At 41.4% G+C, this 12,216-nt stretch carries 12 protein-coding genes and 2 pseudogenes; 1 reads left to right on the forward strand and 13 read right to left on the reverse strand.

Annotation, left to right across the window (positions count from 1 at the left end; genetic code table 11):
* Window position 1: 1 nt before the first annotated feature.
* The 4 genes from VB077_RS03900 to VB077_RS03915 all read right to left on the reverse strand — a co-directional run bounded on the left by VB077_RS03900 (window position 2) and on the right by VB077_RS03915 (window position 3,496).
* Entirely contained in the window at window positions 2-349 is a 348-nt protein-coding gene (locus VB077_RS03900; protein ID WP_323413908.1) for a DUF1048 domain-containing protein, read from the reverse strand.
* Window positions 349-672: a PadR family transcriptional regulator gene (locus VB077_RS03905; RefSeq protein ID WP_323413909.1), complete on the reverse strand. Its 324-nt coding sequence runs from the start codon at window positions 670-672 to the stop codon at window positions 349-351. Before VB077_RS03905 ends, VB077_RS03900 begins: the two co-directional genes overlap by 1 nt.
* Window positions 673-1,354: 682 nt before the next feature.
* On the reverse strand, window positions 1,355-2,701 hold the full coding sequence (locus VB077_RS03910; RefSeq protein ID WP_323413910.1) for a YecA family protein: 1,347 nt from the start codon (window positions 2,699-2,701) through the stop codon (window positions 1,355-1,357).
* Between the two features lie 90 nt (window positions 2,702-2,791).
* Window positions 2,792-3,496: a hypothetical protein gene (locus VB077_RS03915; RefSeq protein ID WP_323413911.1), complete on the reverse strand. Its 705-nt coding sequence runs from the start codon at window positions 3,494-3,496 to the stop codon at window positions 2,792-2,794.
* Between the two features lie 407 nt (window positions 3,497-3,903).
* On the opposite strand from VB077_RS03915, the gene VB077_RS03920 reads away from it, so the two are divergent.
* The gene (locus tag VB077_RS03920) at window positions 3,904-5,898 is read left to right on the forward strand and encodes an FAD-dependent oxidoreductase (protein ID WP_323413912.1); all 1,995 of its coding nucleotides are present in this window, start codon (window positions 3,904-3,906) and stop codon (window positions 5,896-5,898) included.
* A gap of 99 nt (window positions 5,899-5,997) precedes the next feature.
* Here VB077_RS03920 and VB077_RS03925 read toward each other — a convergent pair whose 3' ends face one another.
* The 9 genes and pseudogenes from VB077_RS03925 to VB077_RS03965 all read right to left on the reverse strand — a co-directional run.
* Window positions 5,998-7,137: a GGDEF domain-containing protein gene (locus VB077_RS03925; protein WP_323413913.1), complete on the reverse strand. Its 1,140-nt coding sequence runs from the start codon at window positions 7,135-7,137 to the stop codon at window positions 5,998-6,000.
* A 200-nt stretch (window positions 7,138-7,337) separates the two neighbouring features.
* Window positions 7,338-7,469, reverse strand: a pseudogene (gene rhuM, locus VB077_RS03930) (RhuM family protein); the annotation flags it as partial.
* 441 nt (window positions 7,470-7,910) lie between these two features.
* On the reverse strand, window positions 7,911-8,324 hold the full coding sequence (locus VB077_RS03935) for a hypothetical protein (RefSeq protein WP_323413914.1): 414 nt from the start codon (window positions 8,322-8,324) through the stop codon (window positions 7,911-7,913).
* A 350-nt stretch (window positions 8,325-8,674) separates the two neighbouring features.
* A pseudogene (locus VB077_RS03940) lies at window positions 8,675-9,025 on the reverse strand (NAD-dependent epimerase/dehydratase family protein); the annotation flags it as partial.
* A 423-nt stretch (window positions 9,026-9,448) separates the two neighbouring features.
* A complete protein-coding gene (locus VB077_RS03945; protein ID WP_323413915.1) occupies window positions 9,449-9,958 on the reverse strand; it encodes a DUF1269 domain-containing protein in 510 nt (169 codons plus the stop codon).
* A 345-nt stretch (window positions 9,959-10,303) separates the two neighbouring features.
* A complete protein-coding gene (locus VB077_RS03950) occupies window positions 10,304-10,801 on the reverse strand; it encodes a hypothetical protein (RefSeq protein ID WP_323413916.1) in 498 nt (165 codons plus the stop codon).
* A gap of 267 nt (window positions 10,802-11,068) precedes the next feature.
* Window positions 11,069-11,242, reverse strand: a complete 174-nt coding sequence (locus VB077_RS03955) for a hypothetical protein (RefSeq protein ID WP_323413917.1) — start codon at window positions 11,240-11,242, stop codon at window positions 11,069-11,071.
* Between the two features lie 88 nt (window positions 11,243-11,330).
* The gene (locus VB077_RS03960) at window positions 11,331-11,609 is read right to left on the reverse strand and encodes an SEC-C metal-binding domain-containing protein (RefSeq protein WP_323413918.1); all 279 of its coding nucleotides are present in this window, start codon (window positions 11,607-11,609) and stop codon (window positions 11,331-11,333) included.
* Between the two features lie 39 nt (window positions 11,610-11,648).
* Window positions 11,649-12,216 (reverse strand): hypothetical protein (locus tag VB077_RS03965; RefSeq protein WP_323413919.1); only part of this gene is annotated, 568 nt, incomplete at its 5' end.

A 12,216-nucleotide genomic window follows, 5' to 3' on the forward strand; every position in this document is an offset into this window, starting at 1 on the left:
CCTATTTACCTATTTTTTTAGCGATATTATTGTTGAGTTGTTTACGCCACTTGTCGCGAAAAGACTTTGCCCCTTCTTCGCCCATCAGTGCTGAACAAAAGCCTTTGATATCGTCACCCAAAACCTCTTGGATGCTCTGACCGTCCGCAGCCGTTTCTTCGAGCAGGCCGAGCACACCGTCAAGAATTGGCATGAGGTTGCGACCGGTAAAATTTGAGTGCGGCCAAAGATTGGCTTTAATTTTTTCCCATGCCGCTTGATAATCAGCCGGCAGCTTTTTAGCTCGCGCTTCAAGAGCTTTCAATTCTTTTGTCATGTCAGCACCCGTAACCTTTTCCCAAAAATCCATTACTTCTTCTCCTTTAACTCGTAAATTTTCGACGCAACAAATTCCCATTTTTCCCAAAATCTCCTCAACTCCTCGCGTCCAGCGTCGTTAAGCGCAAAAAACTTTCGCGGCGGTCCCATATTGGAGGGCTTTTTCGTAATTTCTACCAGCTTGTTTTTCTCAAGCCGCACTAAGATGGTATAAACTGTCCCATCCACCACGTCCGTGAATCCAAGGGCGTTCAACCGCCGCGTGATCTCGTAACCATAGATTTCCTCATGGCTGATGATTTCAAGAACACAACCTTCCAGCACGCCTTTGAGCATTTCCGTAAGGTTTTCCAAAGTTATCCCTTCTTTTTTCACTATTCAGTATGACCTGTATTCATTATCACTCACTACTTGTATATAGTATCACGTAATAGTGTGTTAGTAAAGGGAAAGCATAAATAAACGAGCAAGGCACTCTACGAAATTTCAACGCAGGGTGCCTTGCTTTATTATATTATGCCGGCAATTTGAAATCTGAACTACATCTATAATGTTTGCCCGCTGTAACTATATATTTCATCTTAAGTTTCGCACCCCAAATGTCCTACTAAATGGGGCTTTCTGAGCGCCCAACTTGAAATGTCTTCACGAATTTTAATGTTCAACTGACGGCTTCGAGGGATTCTTTTACCTTTAGCTCGGCTGTTTTAGCGCATTATACATGTTTCATCAGAATACTTCCGCTATTTTGCTAAAAAGAGACTAAGTTCAAGTGCCATTTTATTGGCCTAAGACCTAGCCTCTAGTTTATTTTTCTAAAAGTCCATTATGTCGTCTTTTAAACGTATCAAAAAAGATACCGTTTGAACTGGTGGGTCCTTGGCGACGACCTATATTTCAGAAGCCGTCACCTTTTCAAAGTGTATGTCTTTTGCTGTACTATTCAAGTTGCCTTGAAGCGGTAAAAAAGATACCGCCTAAGCTGGTGCCCCCTGGACGTAAATCTCCTTTAACCCTAGTATAAATATAATTGATTTTATTCCAAGCTTGTAATAATTCCGTATTTTATGGCTTTGTCATACAACTCACGGAAAGCCGCCTTTGCACCTTCCGCAAATCTTATCGGCACAGAGCTCATAAAGCTGTCATAGATAATCTTACCCTTGAACGGAAGCAAAACAGTTTCAATCTGCACAGGCAATTCCTGCAGCAATGTGTTGGCTATGGAACTGCTTATCCCTTTTATCCCGTAAAGCCTGTCTTCACCCTGCTCGTTCGTAGCGATGGCAACAGCGTATTCTGGCTGATACTCTAAAATAAAGAACATCCCTTTTTTATGGTTCGTTCTCCACAGCTTCAAAATGTCGATTTTCTCTTGCGGAAGTTTTGTTTCACTGATATATTCGTCTATTAGTTCCGGCTTTTCCCACAGTACTTCTCTGACTTTGTGGATCATTATATCGCTGACGGTATTCGGATATTCCGGCTTGATTGTGGCTTTAATTACACTCTTCCGTTCATTGACAAAGCCCATTAAGCCATACCATGTCTCATAGAAAAGCCTGCACTCTTCAGAACTTAACTGTGCAGTTTTTTCAATGTCAAACCTAGCGCAACATTTCTTGTATTTCCTGCCGCTTCCGCACGGGCATGGGTCGTTACGTCCGATTTTCGGCCTTTGCATTGTTGGAAACTTGACGATATTTTTATTGCGTTGAATAAGCATCTCGTGAAGCTCGGATGGCGTGTATCCGTTGTTTTCCCAGATGCGCGTGTTGCTTTTTGCAAACATAATAAGATTTAAAAACTCCTGCAGCTGTTTTTCGCCATTAAATATAAGATTATGCCTATCCAGAATGGGGCCCAATTCCCTGATCCCATCACCGTACATTATATAATTTCTTACTTCCTCATAGCCCTCCGCGGTCTCTTTGCAGAAGCCGAATACGTCCGACATAAAACGGCGTACATTCCACCAGTGATCGTTATCTACGTAATCCTCATTAATGTATTTAAGGAACTCGTCTTTTTCGGGTATATAGCGGGGCTTGTCCGCTTGGTGTTCCAGTAAATAATCGGCTTGGTCAAAGTCGTCGAAAAACCAATAATGCACGATGTATTCTTTATAAAAACCGTACCGGCCCTTTTTTAACACAAGCGGCAGGAGGAGAATATAAATTTCATCGCCGCTCGTCCGGTCGGCGTTTTGTTCGTTGAAAATATTAACAAAATCATCACGGCTGATAATACCATATAGGTTCACCGCCGCCCTGGCATAGGCATCAAGCTGCTTGCGAATAGCTGCCCTCCCGTTTGGGCAACGGACGACGTCTGATGTGCGGTTATATTGTTCAAAAATTTTCTTTGCCTTTACTTTGGTCATATTTCTCACCCCTATCCTCCGAAAGTATTAAAGTACTACGACATATCGCCAAAACGTCAGCATTCACATAGCCAAAGGCGTCATTACTTGTCAATCCCCATAGATATCACTGCCCTCATAACCGCATACTCCGCAACGTGGCGAATTGCACACCGGCAGCAGCATATCTGTCCCGCATTCATGACTTTCCGCACAATCCTCGCACAGAAAACCAGTTCCGTCATAGATACATTCTGTGCAGATCCATCTGGCTGCCTTCTTACCGCATTTCGAACAGATGGATTCCATCGGATTATTTCTGGCCAAGAGGGTAATCTTATCCTTCTTCCACGGCCCAACCTTATAATCAGAGACGGTAATTATCAAATCTGTTGTGGAGCCAAAATCATATTCATAACCGATATTCATTCCCTTTTCAAGCACACTTTTCAACGGATGCTTCATACTTTTCGACGGTGTGTCCCCAAGTCCCGAAGTATACACAATGCGTTCATATGACTCCCCCTCGATATGAAACGCGCTCAGATGCCCGCAGCACTCCAGCCATATATCCCTCAAAAACTGATCCACGTCCTGCAGCATCGCATTTTCCTTGCATTCAATAATCAGCCAATAATCTTTGTCATATTTTCCGGTTATGGAAAGGGTGAAATAACCGCACGGTTTTACTTTTACGTTTGCGGCTTTTCCCATCTCCTTCATCCGTTCCTTACATGATGCAGTATGCCGTATCATACCTGACTTAGTATATTCCGCCTGACAATAGCGGCAACGTCCTTTGCTTTGTTTTCCCATATCTGAATCTCCTTTACATTTAATTGAGTTCTGCTTGAAACGAGCTTATGCCTTCATCAGCACAAGGGTTCATAAGGGCAAGGCTTTAGATTCCAGATATTCCTTCAAGATAATCGCCTGGTTAACTTGTGGGTCTTTTGCCCCATCTCAATCATCTTTGTTATCATTTCTGAGACTATCGTAAAAAACCCTCCATAATACTCCAAGTTCCTGTTTGTCTGCATGCTTTATAAAGTAACTTATCTTTATTATTCTCTTGAACGGCTTAAAGTTCAAGCCTGAACTTCGAAATCCTAATATCATCTACAAAACGCTCCAAAAGAGCGGGCCGAAATTTGCACTTTTTTGTATAACAAGCTCGGCCATTAGTCATATTAACATTAGATCTTTCGGGGAGGTTATGATACATGGAAAAGTTATTCCAGCCTTTAAAAATTGGTAAAGTCGAAATTAAAAACAGGATCGCCATGGTTCCTATGGCTAACCTCGGCTTGGTTACTCCTGAGGGCTCATGGACAAAAAGAGCTATCGATTATTATGTGGAGAGGGCAAAAGGGGGTACGGGCCTGATTATTACCGGGGCCGTAAAAGCTGAAAATGAAATTGAAAAGCTTAAAATGCCAAGTTTTCCGTGTATTACAACTAATCCAACTCTCTTTGTGCGGACGGCCTGTGAACTTGTTGAACATGTTCATGCCTATGGTGCTAAAATATTCATTCAAATAACTTTTGGGCTCGGAAGGAGTGCAGCCCCCGCATTTTTAGACAGTGAACCCGTTGCACCGTCCGCTATTCCCAATTACTGGGATCCCAGTGTTACCTGCAGAGAACTTACTACCAAAGAAGTAGAAAGAATGGTAAAGAAGGTGGGAGAAGCTGCCCATATTGCGGTAGAAGCGGGATTTGACGGGATGGAAGTACACGCTGTCCATGAAGGCTACCTTTTGGACCAGTTTACAATTGCCTTATTTAACAGGAGAACAGATAAATATGGCGGGGATCTGAAAGGAAGGCTTACCTTACCTATTGAAATTGTCAGGGAAATTAAGCAGCAAGCCGGAAAGGATTTTCCGGTTGGCTTGAGATTCAGTATTAAAAGTTATATTAAGGACTGGCGGCAAGGAGGTCTTGCGGAGGAGAACTTTCAGGAGATGGGGAGGGACTTGAACGAAGGTCTCGAGGCCGCAAAGATCCTCGAACAGGCGGGGTATGATATGTTTAATGCAGACGCCGGAACTTATGACGCCTGGTACTGGGCTCACCCACCACTCTACCAGCAGCATGGTTTATACCTTCCGTTAACAGAAAAGTTAAAACAGGTTGTCAAGGTACCTGTTATTGTAGCGGGCAGAATGGACGATCCCGAACTTGCCAAGAAAGCCTTGGAAGAGGGCAAGTTAGATATGGTCGGTATTGGCAGGGGCCTTCTAACAGATCCGAATTGGCCGAAGAAAGTTATGGCGGGAAGATCCGAAAGCATCCGTCCTTGTATCGGCTGTCATACCGGATGTATGGGGAGGATGTTTGAAGGAAAACCCTTGAGTTGTACGGTTAACCCCGCTGTCAGCAGAGAAAAAGAATATGAAATTGTTCCGGCAAGTGAAAAGAAAAAGGTTATGGTTGTTGGCGGCGGGGTAGCCGGCATGGAAGCGGCAAGGGTTTGTACGAGAAGACAACACGATGTTATTCTCTATGAAAAGACCGACAGGTTGGGAGGACATCTTAACGAAGCATCCGGGCCTGATTTTAAGGCAGACGATAGAAGGCTTCTCGACTGGTATCAACATGAGCTCCAAGAACTGAAGATCCCGGTAAAAATGGGAACTGAAGTCAATGCAAAACTCATTGAAAAGGAAAACCCGGACGTTATTATCGTCGCAACCGGTTCTTTCCCTCTTAAACTGGATTTTCCCGGTGCCGATAAAAGCAACGTGGCCTATGCTGCCGATATCCTTGAAGGGAAAAAGCAAGCCGGAAACGATGTGGTGCTCATTGGCGGAGGGCTTGTTGGATGTGAAACAGCACTTTATCTAGCCAAACAGTTGAAAAAAGTAACGGTTGTCGAAGCCTTAGGTGATTTGATGTTAAGCCGCAAGCCCATTCCACATATGAATAAAACAATGTTGATAGACCTTTTGAAGGCCCATCAGGTCGATGTCAGATTAAACTCATATTTGACAGAAGTTACAGACAATGCGGCTATTATTTTCGACAAATCCGGAAAACGTACGTCGATAAAAACTGATACCGTTATAATCTCTGTCGGTTACAAACCTGATGATACCTTGTTTAAAAACCTAAACGGTAAATTTGGGGAGCTTTATCTTATCGGGGATGCCCGGGAAGCCGCTAACCTGATGAACTCAATTTGGGATGCGTATGATGTCGCCAGAACAATATAGTTCAGAGTAAAATTTACAATAACTTCTTAAGCCGGAACAATCTACGGCAGAATGTTCCGGCTTTTTTAAACCAATATTGTTTTGATAATTCTGCCAAGGTTAAACGGAAAGCTTATTCTTATAAGCCTTTTTCTCCTCATACATCAATATGTCGATCTGTTTGAGAAATTCTTCCGCACTCATGTGTAAATGGTGAGCATACACAGCATAACCCATACTAAACCCGAGAGCGTAAGGATGGGAACCAGACTCTTTGTACGTTTCAAGGCAGCTATTAATTCTGCAAATCACAGCTTCCAAATCGGTTTTATTTGAAGTATCCAAAACGATACAAAATTCATCACCGCCGAATCTGGCTATAAAATCATTAGTGCGAAGGCAGCTTTTAAGTAGTTTCGCTGCAGTCTCCAATGCATTATCACCCATGTCATGTCCATATGTGTCGTTAATATATTTAAAGTTATTTATATCTATTAAAATAGCTGAAAAGCTCTTGTCTCTAGTGCTCGAATCAACTTTTTCCTTTAAATACGCATCAAGCCTTTTTCGATTATTAACTCCTGTCAAATGGTCAGTGTACATGCTGTGATTCTGAATGTTCAAGAATACTACAAGCAGGGAAAGAACAACGCTGTTGAGCATCAACGATATGCCATAGAATTTAATTTGCAGAATGATACTTATAAATGGAGGAATCGCAAAAAATGTAAGTGATAGGAAGCTCTTTTTTTCTAGCTTTCTGCGGTTTATTAAAGTTATTGTAAAAGCCACAAGCAACAGCATAATTGTAAGAAAAGCAGGAAACAAGAAGAACGGGCCTCGGTGGTATATATTATCCGAATCGATATAATAAAACCACCCGAAAAATTGCGAAAATATTAAAATAACAGCATTAATTGTATTAATGATAATCAGGGGATAAAGCAGCCGTTTGGTTTTCCTTTCTTCACGAAAAACCTGTAAGTGAACATAGGCTAACCACAATGAAGGTAAAATAGGGCTCATCAAAAAGATCACAAAATTTCCGAGAGTATTCATCACAGGATAAATTGCAGCAGCATTACCATCAAGTCTACTTAATATATCTACGCCCAGCATAAAAATAGTAATGTACAATATCGTCATATAAAGTCTATCCTGCAAAGAACCTTTATTAAAAAATTTTAACGCATGAAAGTAGATAATAAGAATTATCATTATAGAATATGCATTTAAAATTATGTTGCTTTCTAGACTCATTAATATTCACTCCACCTATATACTTCTGAGAAACTACTATTTTTCTAAGTTCATTCGGCGTAATGAAACAGACCTGGTTAACTCCCTAAAATCCTAAGTAAAGTAAGGTAAAGTAAATGGAATAGTATAATAATAAGACTAAGCACATACTTGAGTCAACGTATTTGGTCTTTTTCGTTCTATTAGAATAGAACCACCTTTTTTAGGCGTTCATCATCCATAATAAGTCCTTTGATAGTATATTCTTTCACAACCTGATTCGCCCATTTACGAAATTGCACAGCGCGTTCAGTATTCACTTTGAAACCCACTGCAATAATCATTTGCGGATTTATGGAATTAGGCAAAAACAACGAGAAAATGAATACGCTGTTAAATGAACTGAAATCCATAACAGGAAACTTTATGGCTCCGACAGATGTATATGCTACTTATTGTAGGACATATGAGCTTTTGGCAAAGCTTACAGAAGAGATAAGCAAGACAGCTTAAAGGGGCCTTGCCAAAACGCTTCTGAAAGGAGAAAAATAGATGTTTGGAAGATCAAATCATTTAAAGAACTGCCCAAAATCTGTACGGAAATCGTTTAGAACACTGGATTTTTTCCTGCCGAGAGTAAAGAAAATACAAGGCTTAGGAGCCTCACAAGAAACTATGCCATTCCATCCGATGCTTGCCCGGCATATAAGAATGCCTATAAAGCACTGTCACAGATTGATGCGATATTGTCAACTATGTAACGCTTGAAAACCCTCGGATAAATCACGCTTTTCTTAACAACCCCATCGTACATTGGCGCCTTGTTCCTCGTATTTTTTAATGGTGTAAGTCACGATTACTCCATAAACAACAAATGCCAGCAGGCTTGCTATGATCGTAGCTGCGCCTTGTGTCCAGGGGGCCTTGATTGTGCCCTGCGCAGAGTTGATTGAAACTAACGCTAACCACACGACAGCTCCATAAATACTACCAACCAACCAAACGCTTATTTTGGCAATATTCTTTATGCCTTGTGTTATTACCATTAACAAAAATCCGGCAGCTTGCCCAGCAAGAATATGGAGCATTAGCTGCCCAAAAGTTATTTTCGCGCCGAGGGTAGAAATACCGAGGAATTCAGACGCCGCAATGATTGCCGCTTGGATAAGAGAGGCGATTAAAAAACCAAAAGAATATTTCCAATACATAATACACACTCCTTTTTAGGAGTTATATTGCCCTTATGTATAATCTATATTCCCTTTGCTAAAAACGGGCGTTTTTAGCAAATACGGTAATTTTCACTTGCAAATTAAAAAAGAGACCGTAAACAATTATCTTCCTTGGCCTTATTCTCTTACCATAAATTATATTCATTTACGAATATTACTCAAGCACCGATACTCTGCCACAAGGAACAGGAAATAAAATCTATGAAGCCCCGATTATAATCAAGTTATATAAAATAAAAAGACCGCCACTTAAGGTGTACTTCACCCTAATGGACGGTCGAATCGCTTCTTAGGTGTTGCAGAGGCAACTCCATTGGCTATTTAATGCGTAACGCCATCCATTTTAAACCATAAGCTTGTTCTAACCAATGAAACGATTGCTCAATCATAAGCTTCGATGCGCCATAGGGATTGATCGGTTCGGTTTTTGAAGCTTCCGGAATGGGAATCTCAGCGGGAAGACCATAAGTTGCGGCTGTAGATGAAAAAACTATTTTGTTGCCCCCCTGCTAAAGCAAAGTTGAAACAAATCGATTGGTTTTAGCTGTATTCTCGTAGAAATAAAGATCCGGCTTTTGCATAGACTCCTCTACAAGACTTCGTGCAGCAAAATGAATGACAGCATCCACCTGATGATCCCTGACTATTTGACCAACAAGCTCAGAGTCAGCGATATCGCGCTCCGCCCGAAACTAAAATTGTTTTCAACCCATTCACCTTTTTAACACCTATTAAGGCATATTCCGTAGCCTTAAACTTTACCAGGCTACATATAGCGTAATAGATAAAATCGAACCACTATATATAGCACGTAAAATCACAAAATGACCCTTTTGTAGCGGAATCATATATGTTTTCTCCGATTAACATAAATATCCTTCTGAGTTCTACAACTATGAGTCCTATAACAAAGTTCCTTTTAGTCCTTACATAACTGAGCATATAAAACGTTTTGGTTATATATGACTTAAAAAAAACGTAGAAGACCCCCGAGTAGAATTGAGATGTGCGCAGAAAAAGCACAAAGCTCAACCTAACAGAGGTCTCTGCTTTGAAGCAGACTCAAAACAAATTAATCAAATCATCAACATTAATGTTTATTAGTGTACCCTGACATCCTTAGCACCATAGTTTTTCATCATTTTAGCTACTTCATCTGTCTTTTGCTCATCGGTTTTCAGAACTAAAACCGTATTTCCTTCTCTTATTTTAGTTTCGTAAAAATCACTGCGTTCCTCTGGAATACCGTAGTCAACCAACGCTCCGGCAATACCGCCGGTTACTGCGCCACCTAAGGCCGCGGCTAAAGGTCCCATGGCAACAATTGGCCCTATTCCCGGAATTAATAAAGCCGCGGCGCCTAAAGCCCCCAGAGCCCCGGCGCCTAGACCTAATCCTGCTAATCCGCCTATAGTTCCACCTGTCACTGTGCCATCCGATAAGTTCTGATTTTCAAAACTCATTCCATTGGTGTCTCTACTACTGTTTTTTTTACCTCCATTCTCGTTCCCCAGAATAGAAATCTCTGTGAACCCCTTGCCTTTTAATTCATTTGCTGCTTGCCCTGCTTGATCGCTTTTTTCAAAATAGCCTATAACCTTTTTTTCCATTATTTCAACCTCCAAATAGTATTTCCTTAATAATATTTACGCTCTAGGCCAAAATTATTTATTAAGCTACAGCCAACCAGACATTCTGCAACAAGGATGGTTTCCCACCACCCTGCAGGACAATATCACCGTCGTTTTAAGCCATAAAAGCGCCAAGTCCAGTATATCCGTAAATCAATATTCCTCGCTCTTTATCTTTTTCAAAGATTATTGTCAGTCTGTCAGTCCTCCTTCACAGTAGCCTACGCTGTCTTTAGATAAAACGAACATATCTATAATTTTTGAGCCAATAAGATATGGATTAAACGCTCCTGTTACTTGATAGTCCTGAATTGAGAGCTCTCCCTATAGAATTATTTTGTCAATTCTCTCTTTGACATCGAGAAGGTACTTATCTTCGGCTAAAATAATCTTTGCACCGTATGCGTCATGTTGCAAAGATTTCATAAAATTGTCCCAGCCACCGATAAAAATGTCTATAAATTCTTCGTTGTTTCCTCTCTGCAGGTATCTTTTCCTGTATTCTTCTTTTGCCGTACACTCTGGATAGCAAAGTATATAGGGTATATGCTTATCTTGTAAGCCTGCAAGGACGCGACTGTCGGATGGAATAACAAGATATTTGTATTTCTCCATTTTTCCCAAAATCGCATTTATGTAGTTACTTGGATATTCCGGATTCATTTCAAGGCTAAAGTCAGCTTTTACTTTTTCGTGTTCCACATTGTTGCTATCTGTTTCAGGCAAAAAGTATTTATAAGGCATGCAAACAAAATCCTTTGCACCCTCGACGTGATTGCAGAAATAGGTTTTACCTGTGCCGGCAAAAGCAGCAATTATCATTATACTTTCACCCCCGTTTTCTCACACGCGCATCGCCACGTGGCATAAGGATACAAAAAAGATGCCGTCTGAGCCTGACAAGACTTTGGCGGCATTTTACATATGATACTAACTCAATCTTTCTGGGGATATACCTTGAATCCCTCTTAAAAACGGTATGCCATCTTCTTCATCATTTGATCAACATTTATTTCAAGTTTCTTCCTTGCTGCAATTGGCGGACTCTTTTTGTTTCTGCTTCAACAACGATTTTCTCTGACGCTCCTCCTATATTTCTCTGATCCAAACACTTACAGGGGCTTTCCATTGCTCACTTTTATTAGGGATATTTTTAATCAGGCTTTTAGGATTCAGCCCAAGCTCTTTTGCTATTTTGATATCCGCATTGTTTAATCTGCACTTCTTTTTTGCCTCCTGCCAAAGTGCCTCACTGTATGCCATACATATATACCTCAATTCCACATTTTTGTGCAAGCATTGGAAACTAGTGCTTGGCTGATTTGATAAACAGTCATTTATCTACATGTCTTCATTTTCCACAGCATTTTTTATATTTCTTACCGCTTCCGCACGGGCAGGGATCATTTTGTTTATACGTCATTCCATCGATTATTTGCCCTTCATCATTCAACCCATATAGATTTACTTGGACATCGAGAAAACCTAACGGGTGTTCTATTTGAACAGAGGTAAATTTCCCGTCACATATATCTATTTCGGCTGTACCGAATGCCAAAGAAGGGAGGTTCAAGTATTTGGGGCTATCTCCCAACTCTACAAGTGTCCTTTTGGGCGTTAATTGCTCCACGATATTTCTTCCCGACTTTTTATCCCGTGCCCCTTTGATTTAATCATCCTCACCCCTGCACTCCGTGCAGATTTCGTCAAGCCATCCCCCATCATAGCTTGGACCTCTGCCCTTATAGGGAACGTTGCGGGGCTTCCCCATTGTATAAAATTTGCAGGACTTGGGTCCGTAACAAAAACTTTCGTAGCGATGTTTCTGGGATTTACCCCAGTCATACTCTATCGTGACATTCGCCATATTTGCCCACATACATTGAAAGCACTTGCCTTTCCAACGACTAAGGCTCAACATCCTCGCGCCGCGCTGTTCATATGTTTGCATATCGGGCGGAGCGGTTCTCCACGGTGGAGCTGACGTATCTTCGGCTGTTTCCTCGCCCTCACTTATTCGTTTTAATGCACCCGCTCGATAGTAGTCGGCGTACTCCCATCCGGGATACTTCTTTGTCCACGCTGTGCCTTTAACAACATCGCCGATACGGAAACCGCCGCACTGTTGCTGCTTTTCGGAGATTGCTACGGCAAACTGAGCATTAATGCCGTTAACAGAGCCGTCAAGGAACAGGTTGTATCCGATGTGGGAATGAGTTCGATTATCGAGAACATAA

The organism is Desulfitobacterium sp., assembly GCF_034927245.1.
Taxonomy (GTDB): domain Bacteria; phylum Bacillota; class Desulfitobacteriia; order Desulfitobacteriales; family Desulfitobacteriaceae; genus Desulfitobacterium_A.